Source organism: Veillonella sp. AF13-2, assembly GCF_003603295.1.
In the GTDB taxonomy this organism is placed as follows: Bacteria; Bacillota; Negativicutes; order Veillonellales; family Veillonellaceae; genus Veillonella; species Veillonella parvula_E.
Genome location: NZ_QTMT01000001.1, coordinates 550,056 through 573,809 on the forward strand (window position 1 = coordinate 550,056; position 23,754 = coordinate 573,809).

Annotated in this window: 22 protein-coding genes; all 22 read right to left on the reverse strand. The window is 36.7% G+C overall.

From position 1 onward, the window contains the following. Positions 1-15: 15 nt before the first annotated feature. Positions 16-1,077, reverse strand: a complete 1,062-nt coding sequence (gene mnmA / locus DWV85_RS02585; protein ID WP_004695727.1) for a tRNA 2-thiouridine(34) synthase MnmA — start codon at positions 1,075-1,077, stop codon at positions 16-18. Between the two features lie 198 nt (positions 1,078-1,275). Beyond that, on the reverse strand, positions 1,276-2,514 hold the full coding sequence (locus DWV85_RS02590; RefSeq protein WP_123137955.1) for a methionine gamma-lyase family protein: 1,239 nt from the start codon (positions 2,512-2,514) through the stop codon (positions 1,276-1,278). After that, positions 2,511-3,440 (reverse strand): tRNA (adenosine(37)-N6)-dimethylallyltransferase MiaA, encoded by a 930-nt coding sequence (miaA, locus tag DWV85_RS02595; RefSeq protein WP_123137956.1) that lies wholly within the window; start codon positions 3,438-3,440, stop codon positions 2,511-2,513. The genes DWV85_RS02590 and miaA overlap by 4 nt, the downstream gene beginning before the upstream one ends. After that, positions 3,437-4,249 (reverse strand): class I SAM-dependent methyltransferase, encoded by an 813-nt coding sequence (locus DWV85_RS02600; RefSeq protein WP_123137957.1) that lies wholly within the window; start codon positions 4,247-4,249, stop codon positions 3,437-3,439. Before DWV85_RS02600 ends, miaA begins: the two co-directional genes overlap by 4 nt. Before the next feature lies 1 nt (position 4,250). Continuing rightward, positions 4,251-6,290, reverse strand: a complete 2,040-nt coding sequence (gene mutL, locus DWV85_RS02605; protein ID WP_123137958.1) for a DNA mismatch repair endonuclease MutL — start codon at positions 6,288-6,290, stop codon at positions 4,251-4,253. Next, positions 6,290-8,923 (reverse strand): DNA mismatch repair protein MutS, encoded by a 2,634-nt coding sequence (mutS, locus tag DWV85_RS02610; protein ID WP_119562941.1) that lies wholly within the window; start codon positions 8,921-8,923, stop codon positions 6,290-6,292. Before mutS ends, mutL begins: the two co-directional genes overlap by 1 nt. A 26-nt stretch (positions 8,924-8,949) precedes the next feature. Further along, entirely contained in the window at positions 8,950-9,750 is an 801-nt protein-coding gene (locus DWV85_RS02615) for a class I SAM-dependent methyltransferase (protein WP_123137959.1), read from the reverse strand. A 228-nt stretch (positions 9,751-9,978) separates the two neighbouring features. Continuing rightward, on the reverse strand, positions 9,979-11,292 hold the full coding sequence (miaB, locus tag DWV85_RS02620) for a tRNA (N6-isopentenyl adenosine(37)-C2)-methylthiotransferase MiaB (protein ID WP_021148119.1): 1,314 nt from the start codon (positions 11,290-11,292) through the stop codon (positions 9,979-9,981). Positions 11,293-11,300: 8 nt separating this feature from the next. Then, entirely contained in the window at positions 11,301-12,176 is an 876-nt protein-coding gene (locus DWV85_RS02625) for an Asp23/Gls24 family envelope stress response protein (RefSeq protein WP_004695710.1), read from the reverse strand. A 15-nt stretch (positions 12,177-12,191) separates the two neighbouring features. After that, positions 12,192-13,019, reverse strand: coding sequence for a PHP domain-containing protein (locus DWV85_RS02630; protein ID WP_024061698.1), 828 nt, complete (start codon positions 13,017-13,019; stop codon positions 12,192-12,194). A 116-nt stretch (positions 13,020-13,135) separates the two neighbouring features. Beyond that, a complete protein-coding gene (locus DWV85_RS02635; protein WP_123137960.1) occupies positions 13,136-14,854 on the reverse strand; it encodes a proline--tRNA ligase in 1,719 nt (572 codons plus the stop codon). Continuing rightward, complete coding sequence (gene ispG, locus DWV85_RS02640) at positions 14,848-15,933, reverse strand: flavodoxin-dependent (E)-4-hydroxy-3-methylbut-2-enyl-diphosphate synthase (RefSeq protein ID WP_024061700.1); 1,086 nt, start codon at positions 15,931-15,933, stop codon at positions 14,848-14,850. The genes DWV85_RS02635 and ispG overlap by 7 nt, the downstream gene beginning before the upstream one ends. 18 nt (positions 15,934-15,951) lie before the next feature. Continuing rightward, a complete protein-coding gene (rseP, locus tag DWV85_RS02645) occupies positions 15,952-16,968 on the reverse strand; it encodes an RIP metalloprotease RseP (protein ID WP_123137961.1) in 1,017 nt (338 codons plus the stop codon). 8 nt (positions 16,969-16,976) lie between these two features. Next, a complete protein-coding gene (locus DWV85_RS02650) occupies positions 16,977-18,122 on the reverse strand; it encodes a 1-deoxy-D-xylulose-5-phosphate reductoisomerase (protein ID WP_123137962.1) in 1,146 nt (381 codons plus the stop codon). Between the two features lie 18 nt (positions 18,123-18,140). Then, on the reverse strand, positions 18,141-18,965 hold the full coding sequence (locus DWV85_RS02655; RefSeq protein ID WP_123137963.1) for a phosphatidate cytidylyltransferase: 825 nt from the start codon (positions 18,963-18,965) through the stop codon (positions 18,141-18,143). Between the two features lie 3 nt (positions 18,966-18,968). Further along, positions 18,969-19,733: an isoprenyl transferase gene (locus DWV85_RS02660; protein ID WP_120054748.1), complete on the reverse strand. Its 765-nt coding sequence runs from the start codon at positions 19,731-19,733 to the stop codon at positions 18,969-18,971. Then, entirely contained in the window at positions 19,714-19,965 is a 252-nt protein-coding gene (locus DWV85_RS02665) for a hypothetical protein (protein WP_004697100.1), read from the reverse strand. The genes DWV85_RS02660 and DWV85_RS02665 overlap by 20 nt, the downstream gene beginning before the upstream one ends. Then, positions 19,965-20,525 carry a ribosome recycling factor gene (gene frr, locus DWV85_RS02670; RefSeq protein WP_004695693.1) on the reverse strand — a complete coding sequence of 187 codons (561 nt, stop codon included), beginning with the start codon at positions 20,523-20,525 and terminating at the stop codon, positions 19,965-19,967. The genes DWV85_RS02665 and frr overlap by 1 nt, the downstream gene beginning before the upstream one ends. A gap of 5 nt (positions 20,526-20,530) precedes the next feature. After that, positions 20,531-21,256, reverse strand: a complete 726-nt coding sequence (gene pyrH, locus DWV85_RS02675) for a UMP kinase (protein ID WP_004697414.1) — start codon at positions 21,254-21,256, stop codon at positions 20,531-20,533. A gap of 62 nt (positions 21,257-21,318) precedes the next feature. Next, positions 21,319-21,999 carry a translation elongation factor Ts gene (tsf, locus tag DWV85_RS02680; protein ID WP_004695689.1) on the reverse strand — a complete coding sequence of 227 codons (681 nt, stop codon included), beginning with the start codon at positions 21,997-21,999 and terminating at the stop codon, positions 21,319-21,321. A gap of 98 nt (positions 22,000-22,097) precedes the next feature. Beyond that, positions 22,098-22,850 (reverse strand): 30S ribosomal protein S2, encoded by a 753-nt coding sequence (gene rpsB / locus DWV85_RS02685; protein ID WP_004695687.1) that lies wholly within the window; start codon positions 22,848-22,850, stop codon positions 22,098-22,100. A 253-nt stretch (positions 22,851-23,103) separates the two neighbouring features. Continuing rightward, entirely contained in the window at positions 23,104-23,754 is a 651-nt protein-coding gene (rpe, locus tag DWV85_RS02690; protein ID WP_123137964.1) for a ribulose-phosphate 3-epimerase, read from the reverse strand.

The window sequence follows — 23,754 nt, forward strand, 5'->3', positions numbered from 1 at the left end:
CTTGTATTCTCCTTTCTAACATACGCGATCGATAACAGCACCTCCCAATAATTGAGTGCCATTATAAAAGGCTACAGACTGACCTGGGGTAATAGCCCGTTGTGGTTCTTCAAAAATAACCTCCATTGTATCGTCATCTAAAATACGTGCTGTGCAAGGAGAAGGGTTAGCTGCATAGCGAATTTTTCCTTCTGCCTTCAATTCCTTATGAATTGTATCATCTAAGAAGTTATAGAACTTACAAATCATACGATTTGTAAAGAGACGTTCATTAGGACCCACGATGACCTCATTACGATCCCCATTAAATCCAATAACATATAAAGGGTGTTTATAAGCAATACCAAGGCCTTTACGTTGACCAATCGTATAATTAAATAAGCCGTTGTGCTTACCTAATACCTCACCATCTTCGGTAACGATATTACCAGACTCTGGCTTACCCTTCATTTCTTCTACCACTAGCTTTTGATAATTCCCATGAGGCAAGAAACAAATATCTACGCTATCTGGTTTTTTAGCGACTGGCAAATCATATTCAGCAGCTAATTTACGTGTTTCAGTCTTACATTGACCACCTAATGGAAACATAAGATGACTCAAAATACGTTGGTTCATATTGTACATAACATAACTTTGGTCTTTTGTAGGATCAACACCTTTATGTAACTCATATAGACCTGTTTCTTCATTATAATTTACTTGTGCATAATGACCAGTTACCATATGTGTGGCACCTAATTCAAGAGCACGATTGAGCATCAAGTCAAACTTGATGTTCTTGTTACAAAATACACAAGGATTTGGCGTACGACCATAGGCATATTCTTTTACAAAGTAATCTACTACGTTTTCGTAGAATACATCACGAGCATCGATAACATGATGCTCGATACCAAGAAAATCACACATCTTCTTAGCATCAGTTACGGCAAGAGGCACCTCATCATAAGGCGTACCACTCACCCATAACCATAGGGTAATACCAAATACTTTATAGCCTTGTTTTAATAGCATTGCAGCAGTTAAAGAACTGTCTACGCCGCCACTCATAGCTACAGCGATAACTTTTTCCATACTTTCTCCTTTTAATGATCTCTTGATCATAAAACTAATCAGGGTGAAAGCCTGACGTGTAAAACACTAGTTCGGTGTAAAAGTCCGAGTAGTATTGCTATAAAATTATAGCAACTTATATTATAGCCTAGAAATAGGTATATTGAAAAGATTTGAAATAAAAAGAATCCCTTTCACAAAAGAAAGAGATTCTAAATATTATCTATGTTTTAATAGTTCTTCAGCAGCTCCTAAAATACCAAGCATGGAATGTTCAAACACTAGGCCACCCTGCATGAAAATTGTATATGGTGGGCGTATAGGACCATCGGCACTGAGTTCAATAGAGGAACCTTGTACAAAGGTACCACCAGCCATGATGATTTTATCTTCGTACCCAGGCATATCCCCAGGAATAGGATGTACGTGAGCATCTACAGGAGAATAGGCTTGCATACCTACACAGAAATGCTCCATTTCTTCCCCATTTTTCAGATTAATAGCTTGAATCAAGTCATAGCGATCAGCATTTATCTTAGGGAATACATCATAGCCTAGTAACTCACCTACAGCAGCCGTATATACAGCACCTTTAAGAGCTTGTAATACTACGTGAGGTGCCATAAATAAACCTTGGAAGAACAAGCGATAACCAGGAGCATATGAACCCATATGATCACCAAGTCCAGGAGCTGTCAATTGATATGCTGCATCCTCTACAAGGTTTTCTCTACCAACAATATAACCACCAGTTGGTGCTAAACCGCCACCTGCATTTTTAATGAGAGAGCCAGCCATAATATCAGCACCAGCTTCTAATGGTTCTTGCAGCTCTGTAAATTCACCGTAACAATTATCTACGAAACAAATCGTTTTAGAATTTTTAGTTTTTACAGCATCTACAATAACCTTAATATCTGCAATAGATAAAGGTTCACGTGTGCTATAGCCTCGAGACCGTTGAATCACTACTACCCGCGTATTATCGTTAACAGCGTTAGCAATAGCTTCAACATCATAAGTATTATCTTTCAATGGTACCTCAGTATAGGTAAAACCTTTTTCTACTAAAGAACCACGTACTTCACGAGCGGCACCGATAACGGATTGCATCGTATCATAAGGAGCCCCTACGGCATAGATAAACTCTGTCCCTTTAGAGCCATTTCCCATCAAAGAAATTAATGTAGTAGCTAACGCATGTGTACCAGAAACAAAATGAGGACGAACGATAGCCTTTTCACCTTTAAATACATAGGCAAATACTTCATCTAATTTTTCACGCCCTACGTCGTTATATCCATAACCAGTAGTACCAGTGAAATGATAATCAGATACTTGGCATTCCTTAAAGGCTTCTAATACTTTTTTTGTATTGGCCAATGCAATAGGTTCAAATTTCTTAAATTCTGGTTCAGCCATTTCTAGGGCTTTACTGCGTATTTCTTCTAATGTCATGCTAATCCTTCTCTACGGATTAAATCCATAGCTTTATTAAATATAAAATCTTTAGATGTATTGCTATCAATATGTATCCATTCTATATATGGCATACGTTTATACCATGTAATTTGGCGCTTAGCAAAGTGACGTGTATTCTTCTTAATTAAGTCACGACACTCATCTAATGTTATATTGTCATTTATATAGTCTACAACCTCTTTATAGCCAATACCTTTAAAAGCTTGGCAATCTGGATTCACTCCAGATTTTATGAGTTGTTCCACCTCTTCAATCAAACCTGCACCAAACATCATATCAACGCGTAAATTGATGCGTTCATATAATTTATCACGATCTCTCATGAGACCGATAACAGGACCTTTATAGGATACACCATCTTTTGTCTGATTTCGCAACGAATCTACATCACCATGATGCAATATCTCAATAGCTCGATACAAACGATGTTTGTCGCTATATTGTATCTCTATATTATGCTCTTTACCTAATGTGAAAGCATAATCTCGTAAGCCTTCAATACCTTTTGTACTATAGAGCTCATCGAGTTCTGCTCGCAAATATTCGTCAGGTTTAACATCATTAAAGTTGTAGTTCTCCAATAATGATTGGACATACAGTCCTGTACCACCAGACAGAATAGGAAGAATATTTCTATCTTTTAATCTTGCAATTATTTCTTTAGCTTGATCTTGAAAAATAGATACCGAATATGAATCATTTGGTTCCAGTATATCGATGAGATGATGTTTCACCCGATTAAGTTCATCCACCGATGGTTTAGCGGTACCAATATTAAGTTGTTTATAAACCTGGTAAGCATCACCAGAAATAACCTCAGCATGTAGCTGTTCTGCTAAGTCCAAGGTAAAATCTGTTTTGCCTACCGCAGTAGGTCCAACGATGGTAATTAAGGGATTCACAATAACTCCTTCATATATGCTCCATAACCTATACGGCTATATTTCCCCCCCACCCATTGGTGAGGTGGATATTTCTGAAAGACAGAACTAAATGGTCGTTCTTTAATGATAACACCATAAGAGGCAACACGCATAGCTTCCTCCATAATTTTATCATCAATACGACTTTCCACAGTATGTCCACGAAGTGGTTTAAATTGAGGACTATCCTCTACAGGGACCTCAAACATAGGATCAAAATAAATAATATCTATACTTTCATCTGGTAGATTAGGTACATAGTTTTCAAAGGTATCATAACTTACCTCAATACGACGTAATGCGTCCGTCACACTTTTCACATTATGCGAATAATGAGCTAAACCATAAGATGTGGCAAGCCATATAGGTAAAGAACCTTCTAGACCTTTTATTTTAGCCTGAGGAAAAGCATAGCTCACAACGATACTGTCACTACCAAGACCAATTGTACAATCAAGAAACGAAAATTCTTCTTTATCAGTTATTTCATTAGTACTTAGTATTTTCTGAACAGCATTAATTAAATGATCTCCTTCTCCACGTTGCAAACGTAGTATACGTAATTGAGCCATGGATAAATGAAAGCTATGTTGCTGATTATCAGGAAAATGAATAGTTAAGCCATTACCAGAAAGAACAGCAATAAAATCACATGGATGAGCATTAAATAATGCTGGTATAGATAATTTTCCTCTTTTTATATAGGCCATATGCATAGAGGAAGCCAAAGCTTTGGCTTCCTCTTGAATGGCCTCATTAGATTTTTGAGCTGTAGTTAATATATTCATATTAAGACCGTAAGAATAATTTACCTAATTCATCAGGTGTAAATTTGATAATCGTAGGACGACCATGAGGACATACATATGGTTTTTCGGTACTAAATAAGTCCTCAATTAAGGTAGTCATTTGATACATATTTAAATTATGACCTGCCTTGATGGCCCCTCTACAAGATGCATAAGCTAACATTTCATGTCGTAATTGGGCCTTAGTAGGCTGTTGATGATCATGTAAGTAAGAGAATATATATTGCAGAATTTCAAATGCTTTTGACTCTACTAAATCTACTGGAGCCCCTACTAATTTTATCTTAGTAGGACCACCTAACTCTACATCAAAGCCAAGATCAAGTAATGTTTCTCGTTCTTCCTCTACCAAATTCATTTCATCATCTGTGGCCTCACTATACTGAGGAACCAAAATAGATTGCATAGGAATCGATTCAGAAGACTTACACAACTTATCATAACGCACACGCTCATGTGCAGCATGTTGATCTATGATATATAGATCATCACCTTTTTTAGCTAATATATAACAAGATGCAACTTGACCCATTGGTAAAAAGCCCGAGTTTTGAATTGTACGATCTTCTATCTCTTCGTTACGAATATCGTGAGACAAGGATTTAAACTTCTCTACATCTTCCGAAGTATAACTAGTGTAAGCCGTAGGAACAGCTTCAAAACTTTTATCTACAAAAGAGGATTGTTCATAAGTAGCCTTAGGTGCAGGTGGTGTATACCCCTTTGTTTTAAGGTTTTCCACAAACTGCGAAGTTTCACCGCGCATGACTTCATAGCCTTTTGTACGGCGTCCACCAAAAACCTTATCATAATCTATAGCTGTTGCTATATGTTCAGCTGACTGCATCGAATCGTGTACAACAGTAGGTGCTTGATAAGAATCATAAGTAGTATTACCAGCTAAGAATGTACTATTAGAACTAAAATTCTTAATATCACTATTACTAGCAATATCATTACCATATTTATCGGATATGTTAGCAACTGTACCCGTCATATAAGATGATGACTCTCGTTCGTATCTCTCATGGAGTGGATTATTTAAAGCATTTAAGATACCGTGATATACGGCTTTAAATATAATCTTATCATCTGAGAATTTAACTTCACTCTTCCGAGGATGTACGTTTATATCAACCATTCTCGCAGGAACAGTAATATTTAGTACCACCAAAGGATGACCATTTTTCGGCAATAGTGCATGGTATGCATTATCGATAGCCTTCATTATGGTTTTATCAGAAATCACGCGATTATTGACGATAATGGTCTGCCATATCCTTGTACTTTTAAGAAGTGTGGGCTTACTCACTACCCCATCGATATAGATAGAATCACTTTCATAGGCAACAGTAAAAATATCTTCTTTGGTTTTATATCCATATAGCGCAGCTACAGTATCACTAATATCGCCATTTCCTGGTGTGATAATAGCTACCCGATCATCGATGATAAGCTTAAAAGAAATATGTGGATTACTTAGAGCTAATTTCCCTACAATATCTTGAATTTTAGAGGCTTCTGTACGCTCCGTTTTTAAGAATTTACGACGAGCCGGCGTATTATAAAATAAATCTTTAATTTCGATAGTTGTACCAGGTGCCGCACCATAAGGAATGCAATCGGTAAAGGTGCCGCCATCAACAGTAATACGAGTCCCCAAATCAGAGTCTGCTTTACGAGTAGTCAAAGAGAAATGAGATACAGAGGCAATACTAGCCAAAGCCTCCCCACGGAAGCCTAGGGACGCAATATCAAAGAGGTCCTCTACTTGTTGAATTTTAGAGGTTGCATGACGTAGAATCGCCAAACGAGCATCTTCCTCCGTCATACCGATACCATTATCAGTAATCCGCATATAGGCCACACCGCCTTCACCAATTTCAACCTCAATATTAGTGGCAGACGCATCAATAGAGTTTTCAATGAGCTCTTTAATAACTGATGCGGGACGTTCAACGACTTCACCGGCAGCTATCTTATTGATTGTCGTTTCATCCAATACGTGAATGGTTGCCATTATTTCCCGCCTCCTTTACGAGCCTCCTCTTGTAGTTCATATAATTTATTTAATGCTTCAATTGGAGTCATGCTCATTACATCGACTTCCAGTAAGCTATCTACTACGGAATGGGTAAATAAATTGCCTAGTGGAGAATCACTAACTTGCTTAACAGCTGGTTTTGCCACATTAGTAAGTTGAGCGCCCATAACTCGATTATTTAAGTCACTTGCATCATGACTTTGATCTTCCAAGGATTCTAAAATCACTTCAGCTCGTTTTAATACAGAGTTAGGTAGGCCCGCCAGTCTGGCAACATGGATACCATAACTGCGATCTGCACCACCTTTAATGATACGACGCAAGAAAGCAACATCTTTCCCTTTTTCTTTAACTGCAACGGTATAATTTTTTAATTTACTATAGCTTTCTTCTAAGCAAATCAATTCATGGTAGTGCGTTGCAAATAAAGTCTTGCTATGAATATGCTTACAAATATGTTCCACTACAGCTTGTGCGATACTCAAACCATCAAAGGTACTCGTACCCCGACCAATTTCATCGAGAATAATTAAACTATTATGAGTAGCATTTTCTAAAATATACGCTACCTCTTTCATTTCTACCATGAACGTGCTTTGACCAGTAGAAATATCGTCGCTAGCACCGACACGTGTAAAAATACGATCCACAGGTGAGATAGACGCTTCACGAGCAGGGATAAAGGAACCAATCTGTGCCATAATCATTAAGATAGCCGCTTGACGCATGTAAGTAGATTTACCTGCCATATTAGGGCCTGTAATGAGTAAAAATTCTTCATCATCATGATTTAGAACGATATCATTTGGTACAAATACCTCACGTTTTAAAAACTTTTCAATAACTGGATGACGACCATCACGAATATTGATTTGACCATTCATTACAATAGTTGGACAAATATAATTTTCTTCATAAGCAACCAAAGCAAGAGAGCACAATACATCAAGGTCTGCAAGAGCACGTGCCGTTTCTTGCACATCTTTGATAACGAGTTTAATGTCATTGCGTAATTGTTGATATAGTTCGTGTTCCAACGCGATGATTTTATCTTTCGCACTGAGAATTTTAATTTCAAATTCTTTTAACTCAGGCGTAATATAGCGTTCAGCATTGGCCAGGGTTTGTTTTCGTATGAAATAGTCTGGTACTTGTTCTGATTTACTATGGGATACCTCGAAATAGTAACCAAACACTTTATTGTAACCAGTCTTAATTTTTGAAAGCCCTGTAGCTTCTTTAATATCCGCTTCCATCTTAGCAAGCCATTGCTCGCTATTAGTCGCTAAAGAACGTAGCTCATCTAAATCAGCATTAAATCCATCTTTAATAACACGACCGTCTTTTAATGTCAACGCTGGTTGCTCTGCAATAGCTCGACATAATAAGTCATAAATATCTTTATGATCTTGCATACGCTCATTAATAGATGTTAAAGCTAGACTTGAACATGTACCTAATACATTCTTAATATCAGGTAGAACTGCTAATGACTCACGAAGAGCCGTTAAATCTCTGGGAGACACAGATCCGGTTTCAACACGACCAACGATGCGTTCAAAATCGTAAATACAATCTAAAAAGTTACGAATATGAGAACGTTCAGCACCGCGTGTAATAAGTTCTGAAACGGCTGCTTGACGACGTTGTATTTGATTTATATCAGTTAATGGACTTTCAAGCCATTGTTTTAAAAGGCGTGCCCCCATTGGTGTCAACGTACGATCTAGTACATCCAGTAAAGTACCTTTTTGTCCACCATCGCGTAAATTATGAGTAATTTCAAGGTGCCGCAAAGAAGATGTATCAAGAATAAGGCGATTACCTACACTTAATTGATGTACATAGTTGATATGAGAAATTTCAGATTTAATGATATCCTCTAAGTACAAAAGCATATAACCTAATGCTTCCCATACATCCTCTTCCATAAGGCCTAAATCACCGAAATGAGTTACAGCTTTTTCAGCTACTTCACGTTGTGTATAGTATGTAGAAAAAGGAGAAAATACGACATTACTAAATTGATTTTCAATAAAATCCTGAATATCTTGCGGTAATATCGTTCCTTCAGGCAATATGATTTCACTTGGTCTATACATGCTGAGTGCATCGTACATATCACTGCGTTTTTCACAATCAGTAATGCGGTGCCAAATAACTTCCCCTGTAGATACATCAGAAAACACAAGAATCCACGTATCTTTTACCATATAAAATAATGATAAAAAGTTATTTGACCGTGCATCGTTACCATTTTCTGTCATCACTGTACCAGGAGTAACAACTTTAATGACATCGCGCTTAACAATGCCTTTAACTGCTTTAGGATCTTCTAGTTGTTCACAGATAGCAACTTTATATCCTTTTTTTACAAGCGTTTCTATGTAGCTTTCAGCCGCATGAAAAGGAACGCCACACATCGGTGTGCGTTCCTCATCTCCTGTAGGACGACCTGTTAAGGTAATATTAAGTTCACGTGATGCGACTAAAGCATCCTCATTAAATAATTCATAAAAATCACCTAATCGAAAGAACAATAATTCTTCAGAGTATCTAGATTTAATATCTAAATACTGCTCCATCATAGGTGTTTGCTTTTTACTCATATTCACCTCATATATTATGAGTCATATCACAGATTCCGCTTATATTCGTATATTCCCATACGGTTATTAAACAAATATATAAACGGGTATAATAATTTATAAACAATAGGTGCTAAGGACAACATACTTCCTGTAAAATTAATCAATCCAGTCTGTTTAAGATTAGGATTCATAACTACAATTTCATGACCGTCCTTAGTTCCCCACTGAAAAGAAACATTCATTTTACTAAGCATATCATGTTGTTTAGTGCGTTTCGCCACATATGGAGAAATCATATCAAGATATAACGTAAACTCTTCAAAAGAATCAGTCAGCAAGCCTAAAAACTGCTTCATTTCATCCAATGTAAGATACATAACTACACCTTCACTAACAAGCAGTAGTTTTCGTCCATTTATCTCAATATTTTTAGTCCACAATTCATCAGTTATAGAACTCACTAAATTATGGACTCGTTCATGAGGCTCAAAAAATTGTGTACGTGCTTCAATCACTCCGGCAAAATCGATATTATACCAATCAATATAACCGTTGTCGACTCGATAAAACATAGTATCTAAACCGGCACCTAATGATACGACGATACAATCTGGATATAGAGATATAAAGTTTCGTATCTCTTCATCGATTACTTTTGCTCGTCCTAAAATTCCATAATAAGACATCTTAACATCTTTAAATTGATCAAAATCATAATCAATATGCTTTAAAATATCCCAGGATTTCTGATCCTTTAATACAGATTGATCTGACTCATAATCTTTCGCTCTTGCATATAGTGTCAATAATGCCGTTTCGCCTACAGCGTTTAAATCAAGTTTCATAGTTACACCTTCTTTGTAAAAATACAAAATGTAAATGGTGTTCATACCTATGAATGTCTTCAATATACAACTTTTATATTATTTTATTATTATAACACATATGATTTCTAATCAGCATCTATGGTAAAAAAGAACATCGCCACCACATGTTTAGCAAACTAATTTTAGATAAAAATTCTAACCTTAGAGTTAACATAATAGTGACGAGTTCTTTTTGATTCTAATAGTTTATTTTACAATACTACCATAACAAACCCATGTTTGAGCTTTATCGATATGAGCTGGTACAGTTTGACCAATTGATAGGGAGTCATCCTTAGGGAATAAAACCATTTTATTACCAGATGTACGACCGAACCACATGTCTTCATCACGAGGACTTGGTCCCTCTACAATAATATCAAATACTTGTCCTTCCATAGGTTTATTTAATTCATAAGAGATTTCATTTTGTACATCCATCAATGTTTGTAAGCGAACGCGCTTAATCTCTTCTGGAATTTGATCATCCATAGTTGCTGCTGGCGTTCCAGATCGCTTAGAGTAGATAAACGTATACGCCATGTCATAGCGCACATCTTTTAATAATTGTAATGTAGCTTGAAAATCTTCCTCAGTTTCTCCTGGGAAACCTACAATGATATCCGTAGTCACCACCACATCTTTTATTTTTTCACGGCAATAAGAAAGTAATTCTTTATAATGCTCTACCGTGTAATGACGATTCATTTTCTTTAAAATACGATTGGAACCAGATTGAATAGGTAAATGTAAATGCGTCACAATATTGGATGACCTACCAAGAGCATCAATCATAGACTTACTCATATCTTGAGGATGACTTGTCATATAGCGAATACGTTCTATACCAGGAATACCATCAAGAGCATCAACTAATGTACCAAAATCTGTACCATCTTTAAAATCTAGGCCATAAGAGTTTACATTTTGCCCCAATAAAGTGATCTCTTTAAATCCTTTAACCCCTAGGTCTGTAACCTCTTTAACAATGGCCTCTACAGGACGGCTAATCTCTCTACCACGTACATGGGGAACAATACAATAGGTGCAAAATTTATTACATCCATTCATAATAGGTACCCATGCATAAAAAGAGCCATTTGGTTTTGCCTCTAATTCAGGTAATACAGAGTTATCCATATCTACGTTGATTTGATGCGTATGTCCATGTTGTACTTCTTCAATCATCTCGTTAATATGTTGAATATTATGAGTGCCTAATACAATATCAATATGAGGAGCTCGTTTAAACATTTCTGCTTGATTTTTTTGAGCCATACATCCTGTGACGGCGATAATCAAGTTTTTATTATTACGTTTTAGCCTTTTTAGCTCACCTATACGCCCATAAACTTTAGTTTCTGCATTTTCACGCACTGCACAAGTATTTAGCAGAATTAAATCTGCAGTTTCAACATTCTCTGTTGGTATATACCCAACAGATTCCAGCTGATGCGATAATCGCTCAGAGTCGGCAGTATTCATTTGACAACCATAGGTGTAAATATAATAAGACTTCATTCTAACTCCTACACTTTAACAATCTTTCGTTTTGTTTCAATAATATTCTTAACTTTAATGGACATGCGTTCAATAGACATGCCGGTAATATATTCAATTTCATTGCGAACAGATTTTTGTACCTGTTGCATCAACGGTTTAACAGGATATCCATGTTCAATAACTACAGCCATATCAACAACAAGACCGTTTTGACCTTTGTCGCTTTTTTTAAAAGAAATTATACTGGTCTCATCAACACCAGCTACTTTTTTTAACCCATTTCTAATCAATTTAATAATTACTTCATCGTCAAAAGTGAGTCGACCATAGTAGCTAAAAGCTGGCCGTACAACAGAACGTTCAAATCCTTCAGAACCAATTTGACCTAAGGTATCTTGATCTTGTTTTTTCAAAGTCCTGCGGCGCCACATGGTTTTGATTGGATCAATCAAATACCCCCTAAAGTGTGGCTTTAATTCCATAGTCGGCACAGGAATTATATGTTTACCCTCTTTAAGACGTGCATGTTGTGCCTTTTCAATTTCCTTAGGTGTTGCAACATCTTCTATACGAATATATCGATCAGGTTCTTGTAAGCCTAAAGCTTTAGTAATCTTCTTAACCATATTATCAGAAGTGCCGATAATCATAAGCTTATTAGGTTTAATCTTATCTAATTGTTCTCGTACGGATTTAACTTGTACTTCGTCTTGAAAAATAGCACGACGAACAGCTTTTAAACGACTAGACTCTTTTTTTGCAGAAAAGCCAGCTACAATTTTATTATCATGAATCAAAATACCATCATCGATGATACATTCAATTTTATTTTCATGAGCAACTACGAGGGCACGATGACTTTTACCTGTGCCACTACTACCTACAAAAGCAACGACTTCCATAGCCTACCTCGTCATTTATAACAAACTAATAAATTCTGATACATCCTTACCAGATACTAAGTAATCACCAAATCTATCAGGTTTCTTGCCTACAATACCATGGTAATCAGAACCACCAGTAATAAATAGCTTATGCTTTATAGCGAATTCTTTATATCGCTCCACATCATCATCATTATGCTTTGAGTGATATACCTCCATACCATCAAAATCATAATTTAACATTTCCAACACATATTCATCACTGGTAACCAATTTAGGATGAGCCATAACAGCAAGTCCTCCAGCTTTATGTATAATATCAATAATATAAGGAACCTCTACTTTTACCTTAGGAACATAGCAAGGACTATCTTTTCGAAGGATACCTTTAAATACATCATTAATATCCTTGGCATAACCACCATCAATTAAAAGTTTACCAATATGTGGGCGACCATAAGCTTTAGTATTAGGAAATTGTTTAATGAGCTCTTCTTTTGTAATATAATATCCTTCATTGTTACAACGACGGATAATTTCATCGATACGTTCTTCTCGTTTTCCTTTAAAAAACGTAATAAAATCGATTAAATCTTTATTATTTTCATCAAAACAATATCCTAAAATATGAATTGACTTATCTTTATAATCAGCACTAAATTCACAGCCATTTACGATTTTAATAGAATCATTAGGATCTAACTCTTTTTGAGCAACACGCAATGCTTGAATACCGTCTATTTCATCATGATCGGTTAAAGCCATCATAGATACATTACAGTCTATGGCATGTTGCAATAGATCTTTAGGTGTTTCAACACCATCTGAAAAGATGGAATGCATATGAAAATCTACAAGCATATAGCACCTCCATTCCAAATATTCTATCATTTAATTATGACTTATTTAATCTATTAATTCAAGTTTAGAAAGAAAAATTGCGACCCTAATGAACATTCACTAGAATCGCAATTCTATTATAAGTTTTGAAGCAATTCTGTTACTTTATCAGCTACAGAATCAATAGCACATGGAAGAGCTTCTCCAGACTTGCGGATTTGAATCTCTACTTCGTTATTCTCAAGAGTATTTTTACTTACTGTAATGCGAAGTGGATAACCAATCAAATCAGCATCTTTGAACTTAACACCTGCACGATCTTTACGATCATCTAACAATACATCTACACCAGCATTTTGTAATGCAGTATAAATAGTTTGACTAGTAGACATTAATGCTTCGTCTTTTGCATTAATTGGAACAATAACTGCTTCAAAAGGAGCGATAGAACGTGGCCAAATAATACCATTTTCATCGTGATATTGCTCAATAGCAGCAGCTAGTGTACGAGATACACCGATACCATAGCACCCCATAATCATTGGATTAGGACGACCATTTTGATCTAAGAATGTAGCTTGTAATGCTTCAGAATATTTTGTACCCAATTTAAATACTTGACCTACTTCGATGCCTTTAGCATGTTCTAAAGCACCACCACATTTAGGACACACATCGTCCTTCGTGATCAAACGAATTGGAGCAACAATAATGTCTTCTACATTAAAGTCCCGTTTTGGATTAATATTAACGTAGTGAGCATCTTTTTTATTAGCGCCACCACAAACATTGTAAGTTTCCATAACAGATTCATCAACAACAATAGCAAATTCTTCTGTTTGTTTTAAACCAATAGGACTGATGAAACCAGCTGTTAAACCTACTTTTTCTAATTCTTCAGGGGTAGCCATCTCAGGCTCTACAGAGCCAAGAACGGCATGTTGTACAGCGACTTCATTTACTTCATGGTCACCACGAACAATGGCTAATACCACTGTACCATCAATAGAAAATACTACCGCTTTAATAGTTTTATGTAATGGTAAATTTAACATGTCTGCCACAGCTTCAATAGAACTTGCATTTGGTGTATCCACAACAGATAACTCTTGAAGAACTTCTTCGTCTTGCTTCATGATACCAGGCTTGCCGATTTCAATGTTAGCTGCATAATCACACTTGGTACAATATACGATATCAGCTTCACCAGCTTCGGCAATGGCCATGAACTCATGCGTACCACTACCACCTATTGCACCACTATCAGCCTCTACTGGGCGGAATGTAAGACCACAACGTGTAAAAATACGTGTATATGCATCGTACATAGATTTATAGGATTCATCTAAACCGGCTTCATCTACATCAAAAGAATAAGCATCTTTCATAATGAATTCTCGGCTACGCATCAAGCCATAACGTGGACGACGCTCATCACGGAATTTACTTTGAATTTGATATAAGTTGACTGGTAATTGACGATATGAGTTAATCTCATTTTTAACGAGGGTTGTAATCATCTCTTCATGTGTTGGTCCTAGACAGAATTCATTATCATGACGATCATTGATACGCATCATTTCTGCGCCATATGCGTTCCAACGGCCAGACTCTTTCCAAATTTCTGCAGGCTGTAAAATTGGCATCATAATTTCTTGAGCACTAGCACGATCCATTTCTTCACGTACAATAGCTTCAATCTTTTTGATACTTCTCCAACCCAATGGTAAAAAACTATATAAACCATTTGCAGTTTTACGCATAAAACCAGCGCGAAGCATAAGCTGTTGGCTTACTACATCAGCGTCAGATGGAACCTCACGCAATGTAGGTGCATATAATTTAGTGGCTAACATAAAGACTCCTCATCTAAATTTTCTAAATATTGGTCAATTTCTCTAAACAATGTATCTACTAATTCGGCTTCTGGTACAGTCTTAATAACTTTCCCTTTACGGAAAATAATACCTTGACCATCACCACCAGCAATACCAAAGTCGGCCTCACGCGCTTCCCCTGGACCATTTACAACACACCCCATAACGGCAACCTTAATAGGCGCTTTTATATCTGCTAGACGTTCTTCTACAATACCAGCCATATCAAATAAATTTACTTGGCAACGGCCACATGTAGGACAAGATATCATAGTGGCCCCAAAATTTCTTAATCCTAAACTACTTAAAATACTTCTACCTACTTCAATTTCGTGAATTGGATCTCCAGTTAAGGATACCCGTAATGTATCACCAATGCCATCGAGCAATAATGCACCAATCCCCATAGCAGATTTAATAGTGCCTTGTTTAATAGTACCAGCTTCTGTTACCCCTAAATGTAACGGATAAGGAATCTTATCAGATAACTTACGATATGCTTCCACCATTAGAGGTACTTCCGTTGCTTTAATGGATAATTTCATTTGACGATAATCGAGTTTTTCTAAAATTCTTACGTGTTCTAAAGCTGTTTCAACCATACCATCCGCTGTAGGATGTCCTCCATGAGCATCGAGAATATGCTTTGGTAAAGAGCCTGCATTAACACCAATGCGAATTGGGATTTGTTTAGGTTTTGCCTTTTCAATAACGGCTAAAACCTTATCTTCACCACCAATATTTCCTGGATTAATGCGCAATCCATCAACATTATTTTCAATGGCTTCTAAAGCTAATCTATAATCAAAGTGAATATCGGCGATCAAAGGAATTGAAATGCCCGCTCTAACAGCCTTTAAAGCCTTTGCAGATGCCATTGTAGGAACGGCGACACGAACCAGTTCACAACCAGCCTCTGCTAAATGATTAATTTCTGCAATTGCCTTCTCTGTATGTACTGGATCCGTAGTAATCATAGATTGAATACTTACCGGTGCATAATCGCCGATTTTAACTGTACCTACATAGATACCATTTGTTGGTTTACGTACAATCATTGTAATCTCCCATCTGTCTTATAGTAAACGGAAAATATCCTGCGTTGTTACATATAAGAATAATGCTACCATTAAGGCAACCCCAACCATTTGTATATACATAAGAGCTTTAGCAGGTAATCTACGGCCTGTTATAGCTTCCGCCAAGATAATAATCAAGTGACCACCATCTAAAACAGGTAATGGTAAAAGATTAATAACCCCTAAGTTAATACTAAGGAATGCAGCAAAACTTAATAGTGGTGCAAATCCTGATTGTGCAATAGTACCTGCCATTTGGGAAATTCCTACTGGACCAGATAATTCGGCTGCTTGTGTGCCACGAATCATATCGTAAATCCCACTGACCATAGCAACAATAGTTTGCCCCGTCCGACTAACAGCAAAGCTCAAAGATTCACCAATACTATAAGTTTCACGAGTAAAGCTAGGGTAGATGCCAATCTTAGGACTATCTTGTTCCATTTTAGGTATTACCGTAGTCTCTATAGTTTGTCCTTCACGCTCTACAACAACAGTTACACCATGGTTTGCTGTGCCTTGTAAGCTAGGACGAATATCATCCCAAGTACTAATTTTTTTACCATCAATCGTAATAATTCTATCGTTAGCTTCTAAATGAGCCTGTTCTGCAGAACTACCCACAATAATGTTACCAATTACAGGTTCATTTGTATAAGTAAGATTTCCTACAGTCACATTTAGGCCAAAGAAAAGTACAATGGCTAATATAAAGTTAAATACAGCCCCTGCAGAAATAACAATAAATTTTTTCCACGCAGGTTTATTATAAAAGGAGCGCTCATTAAGAGGCTCGTCAGGTGTCATACCAGCAATACGATTAAATCCTCCAAGAGGAATTATACGAATAGAATATAAAGTTTCCCCTTTTTGTACTTTAAATATGGCTGGACCAAAACCTATAGCAAATTCATCAACTTGCATACCTGACATCTTAGCTGTAGTAAAATGGCCTAATTCATGAATAAACACAATTAAACCAAATACAAATATTGTGGCTAATGCCGTAATCATATATTCTCCTATAACATCAACGATGTTGCCTTTTCACGGGCCCATCTATCGATGGATAATAAATTATCTAATGTAAAATCATCTTCTGGTCCCATAGATTCAAGAACAGAAGTAACGACTTTATAAATATCACCAAAGGCGATTTTATCTTCTAAAAAGGCATATACTGCCGTTTCATTAGCTGCATTAAATACAGCAGGTTTAAATCCACTAGCACGTCCCACCTCATACGCAAGTCGAAGTGCAGGAAAATCGTCATACCGTGGCGGTAAAAACTCCAATTGTAGTGCTTGACTAAAATCAAGATGATTCATACTTAAAGCTTCACGTTTTGGATACGTCAAAGCATATTGAATGGGCTCACGCATATCTGGATTCCCCATTTGCGCTAATATCGCACCATCCTTCATACGAATCATAGAATGAACGATACTTTGAGGATGTACTACTACATCAATATGATCAAAATCGAAACCAAATAACCAGTGAGCTTCTATTACCTCTAATCCTTTATTAAATAAGGATGCAGAGTCTATAGTTATTTTATTACCCATATTCCAGGTAGGATGTCGCAAACAATCTGCAGCAGTTGCAGTTTGAATTTTACTAGAATCCCATGTGCGTAAAGGACCACCAGAAGCAGTGACGATTAAAGAATCAACATTGTCACGGTTCTGTCCTTCTAAGCACTGAAATATAGCACTATGTTCACTATCGATAGGTAAGATTTGCACGCCATGTTCTTTAGCTAAAGCCGTAATTAATGGACCTCCAGCAACAAGAGTTTCTTTATTAGCAAGACCTATAGTCTTACCTTGTTTTATAGCTTCCACTGTAGGCTCAATGCCCGCAGCACCTACAATAGCAGTAACAATCATTGTTGCTTCTTGAATTGTAGCTGCTGCAATGAGGGCTTCCTTACCACCTATCAATTTTGTAGGACCTGTATAGCGTGCTTGTAATTCTTTAAAAGCACCTTCATCTACAAGACCCGCCACCAAAGGTTTATATTCTTTAATCTGATGTTCTAAGAGGTCAATATTATGATGTGCCACTAAGGCAACCACCTTGAATTGATCTGGATGTTGAGACACCACATCAAGCGTCTGTGTACCGATAGAGCCAGTACTGCCGATAATACTTAGGTATTTCATAAGTGTACCTCTATGAAATTAGTACGAAAATAGTAATATATATACTAATGTAATAGGAGCCGCAAATAATAAACTATCAAAGCGATCCAATACACCGCCATGACCTGGTAATAATGTACCAGAATCTTTTACATTACATAGTCGTTTAATCTTTGATTCAAACAAATCACCTAATGGTGCTAATATACCGCTAATCATACCTACATGGATTCCCATCCACCAAGGAATGCCAACGATATACGAAAATACTGCACCTGTAAGGATACAGCCGATAAATCCACCAATAAAACCTTCTAGTGTTTTATTAGGACTAATGGATGGTACTATTTTACGTTTACCAAAAGCTCGACCTGAAAAGTATGCAAAGGTATCGCTAGCCCAAGTAGTAAACAATAATAACCAAAGTGTAATAGTGCCCCAGTTATATAGTTCAAAAGGCATTGATAAATTCATGTAAATTGAGTCATGACGAATCAAGAGCAATGAAGTCATACCCATACCAATATATAATAAACCAAATACACTAAAGGATACACTAGACATCAAGTACTTACTTTTACCAAATGTACACAACATATAATTGGCAAATAAACTTAATACTAAAATAGCTATAGCTATAATATACTGATGACATGCAAGAGCAATCATTAGCAATAAAATGCTAATATATCCCCATATAATGGATATCCGAACACGTTTAGCTTTACCAAGTAATACAAACTCACGCCACCCTAATAAAGCTAAAAGTGTAATTAGCACATCATACACTAATCCACCAAATGTAATGGTCCCTAAGGCAATAATAAAACCAATAACAGCGGTAATAACACGTGTTTTTAACATTTTTTATTCCTCATCACATAAGCCACCAAATCGGCGTTCTCGTTTCTGATATGCCGCCACAGCTTCAAGTAAAGTTTCCTTAGTAAAATCTGGCCAATGCAAATCGGTAAACCAAAATTCAGCATACGCTAGTTGCCATAACAAAAAATTACTAATTCTAAAATCACTACTAGGACGAATTAATAAATCTACATCACTAAACTCTTTAGTGAATAATTGAGAACTTACATATTCTTCAGTAATTTTGTCCATTGTAATAACGCCATCCGCAACGGATTTTACAATGTCGCGGATAGTTCTAATTATTTCATCACGCCCACCATAGTTAATCGCTAACTGTAATGTGAGGCCTGTATTATTCTGAGTTAATAATTCTGCATCTTGAATGATTTTTTGTAGGTCTTCTGAAAGCCCTCCAATAAAACCAATAAATCGAATGCGTACATTATGTTCATGCATATACTTAACATTATTATTTAAGTATTCTTTTATGAGAGACATAAGTAAAGAAACTTCCTGTTCAGGACGTTTCCAGTTCTCCGTGGAGAAACCATATACCGTAAGAGCTCTAATTCCGATCTCATCTGCGGCCATAACAATTTCTTTTAACACCTCTGCACCAGCACGATGCCCCATGGAGCGCGGCATGCCTCTGCGTTTAGCCCATCGTCCATTACCATCCATAATAATAGCAACATGTTGTGGAATTATATTACGATCAATGACAGGCGTATCAGAACGTTTACGGTTAAATAATTTCTTTAGCATAGTCTACCTCGATAGAATTTCCGAAGTCGCTGGCAATCATTGGTCTATATAGTAGTATATGTAAGCACTCATCAACCTTTGTAATACGTGCCACATAAAATCCTTTATCTGAAATTTCAAAGAAGCGATTAAAGGATCCACCAATCATTACCTTAAAAGGAATATGGGCAGCCTGCAAACGAGACTTTGCAAGCTGCCATGGTATTCCAATAAGGCTATTAGAATCAAACATTATACTTCTAATACGTCCTTTTCTTTTACTGCTTTTAACTCATCGATTTGCTTAACTTTAGCATCGGTAAGCTTTTGGATTTGATCTAAACCGTCTTTAGCATCATCTTCAGTAATCGTTTTAGCTTTCTCTTCTTTTTTTAATGCTTCATTTACATCGCGACGAATGTTGCGCACTGCAACTTTTGCATCTTCAGCCTTTTTATGAACTACTTTAACGATTTCTTTACGACGTTCCTCAGTTAATTGAGGAATACTTAAACGAATTTGTGCACCATCATTACCAGGGTTCAAACCTAAATCAGATTGTAAAATTGCTTTTTCAATAGCACCAATCATTGTTTTATCCCAAGGTGCAATCACAATCATTCGAGGTTCAGGCACGGAGATATTCGCAACTTGATTAATGGGTGATGGACTTCCATAATAATCAACCATTACTTTATCAAGTAGTGCTACACTAGCACGGCCTGTACGAATAGATGCGAATTCATGTTTTAAAGCCTCAATAGACTTATTCATGCGGTCTTCTGCTTGTTGTAACAATTCTTTAATTTCCATATGAATTATTCTCCTCGAACAATGGTCCCTATCTCTTCACCTTTAGCAGCTTTTGTAATATTACCAGGAATATCCATGCTAAATACAATAATAGGAATATTGTTATCTTTACATAAAGTTGTGGATGTAGCATCCATTACTTTTAATTCTTTTGTGATAATCTCGTTATATGTTAATTCGTCAAATTTAACGGCATTAGGATTTGTCTTAGGGTCAGAATCATATACGCCATCAGCAAATTTCTTTGCCATTAAAATAGCATCGGCTTCAATTTCAGCGGCCCGTAATGCAGCTGTTGTATCTGTAGAGAAGTAAGGTTTACCAAGGCCAGCACCGAAGATGACGATACGTTTTTTTTCTAAATGACGAATAGCGCGACGACGAATATAAGGTTCTGCAATTTCTTGCATTTCGATAGCCGTTTGTACACGTGTATCTACACCAGCTTGTTCTAATGCATCTTGCAATGCTAAGGAGTTCATCACTGTTGCAAGCATCCCCATATAGTCAGCAGTAGCACGATCCATACCTTGATTGCTACCAGCTAAACCTCTCCATAGGTTACCACCACCAACAACAATTGCGATTTCTAAATCAGTGGATTTTGCTAAAGCAGCAATTTCTTTTGCAAATTCTTCGACAACATCAGGATTAATACCAAAACCTTGTTCACCTGCTAATGCTTCACCACTCAACTTTAAAACAATACGTCGAAAGTTTCTTTTTGCCATATTTTTACTCCTCTATTGCAAAATAAGAGAACACTGTACGGTGTTCTCTTATTGTTTATTAATTATTTACCAACAGATGCCATTACTTCTGCTACGAAGTCATCTTGGCGTTTTTCAATGCCTTCACCTAAACCATAGCGAACAAAACGACGTACGTTGATGTTTTCACCGATTTTTGCAATACTTTCATTAATGATGTCTGTAACAGTTTTATCACCATCTTTAATGAATACTTGTTCTAATAGGCAATTTTCTTTATAGAATTTTTCGATACGGCCAGCAACCATTTTTTCTAAAACAGCTTCAGGTTTTGGTTTGCGACCAGCTTTAACGTCTTCTTCAGCTTCTACTTTAGCTTGTTCCAATAATACTTGTTTTTCGTGTTCAATAACTTCAGTAGGAACTTCTTCACGGTTCAAGTATGTAGGATTTACAGCCGCAATTTGCATTGCGATATCGCGTGCTAAATTTTGGAAATCATCAGTTTTTGCAACAAAGTCAGTTTCACAGTTAACTTCCACTAAAACACCGATACGACCACCAGCATGAATGTAGGATTGTACTACACCTTCAGCTGCAATACGACCAGCTTTTTTAGCTGCCGCAGCCAAACCTTTTTCACGAAGAAGGTCAACCGCTTTATCGATATTACCGTCAGTTTCAACCAATGCTTTTTTTGCGTCCATCATACCTGCGCCAGTCATGTCGCGCAATTCTTTTACCAAAGCAGCAGTAATTGCCATTATTTTGTTCCTCCTAGTATTAATTAAGGTAAGGATATAGTCCTTACCCCAATTATATATGTTATAGATTTATCTTTCAAATGCTAATACGACAACGATTAAGCTTTACCGTCTCGAACCATTTCAGCAGAGTCAGCTACCATGTTATCTAATGCTTCTTCGAAGGATTCGCCTTGACGACCTTCAAGAACAGCGTCAGCCATTTTACCAGCCAACAATTTAACAGCACGGATAGCGTCGTCATTTGCTGGAATTGGGAAATCAACTTCATCTGGGTCACAGTTAGTGTCAACTGTTGCAACCACTGGAATGCCCAATTTTTTAGCTTCCGCAATAGCAATTTTTTCTTTTTTAGGATCTACTACGAAAAGAGCACCTGGCATTTTAGGCATATCTTTGATACCACCAAGGTATTTTTCCAATTTATCCATTTCATGACGAAGACCGATAACTTCTTTTTTAGGCAATACTTCGAAAGTACCGTCTTCTGCCATAGCTTCCAATTGTTTTAAACGTTTAATACGAGTTTCAATTGTTTTGAAGTTAGTCAACATACCGCCCAACCAACGTTCGTTAACGAAGAACATGTTAGCACGAATAGCTTCTTCTTTAATAGCTTCTTGAGCTTGTTTTTTAGTACCTACGAACAAGATTACTTCGCCTTGGGAAGCAACTTCACGCAAGAAATTGTAAGCTTCTTCTACTTTTTTAACTGTTTTAGACAAATCAATGATATAAATACCATTGCGTTCAGTGAAGATGAATTTCGCCATTTTAGGGTTCCATCTTCTAGTCTGATGACCAAAGTGTACACCAGCCTCTAATAATTGTTTCATTGATACTACTGCCATTGTGGCACCTCCTGTTAATTAACCTCCGCCGCTTCATCCTTCGGGTCACCCAAAATTAGGCACAGTACCGAAGTCCACTGACGTGCATATTTTTCATACCTAATAATTCTAACAAAAAATCATGGCAAAAGCAAGCAAGGAGTGAGGAATTCTTTAAGTATTCCTCACTCCTTATTTTAAATACATTCTCTTTCTTATTGATGTACGATCTTATGTTCAAATTTGAATTATAGAATATTATGAAAATATTTATTTAATTATTGCGAATGAAGTCAATCATACTTGCACGATTTTCTGCTCCAAACACTGCAGAACCAGCAACTAAAACTGTAGCCCCCGCTCTTTTAATCGGTACACAAGTAATATCGTTAATACCACCGTCCACCTCAATGACTGCCGTTGAATTGTCTACTTCTTCTAACAATATCTTAGCTTGTTTAACTTTTTTTATGGCATTCTTAATAAAAGATTGTCCTCCAAATCCTGGATTCACAGACATAATTAAAATCATATCTAAATCTGCAGCTACATCTTCTAGTAGAGATACAGGTGTACTAGGATTCAATGCTACACCAGCCTTCATCCCACACTGTTTGATATGTTGAATCAAACGATGCATATGAGGTACAGTTTCTTGATGAAAAGTAAAATATTCTACACCAATTTTTGCAAATTCTTCTACATAATCACCAGGATTAGTAACCATCAAATGCACATCAAATGGTAATTTTGTATATGGACGAATTGCTTTCACAATGGGAGCACCAAAGGTTAGATTCGGAACAAAGTGTCCATCCATGATGTCGATATGTAATAAATCAGCCCCCGCTGCTTCAATAGATTTTAATTCCTCACTTAACACCGCAAAATTTGCGGAAAGCATAGATGGTGCAATTTTTATCAT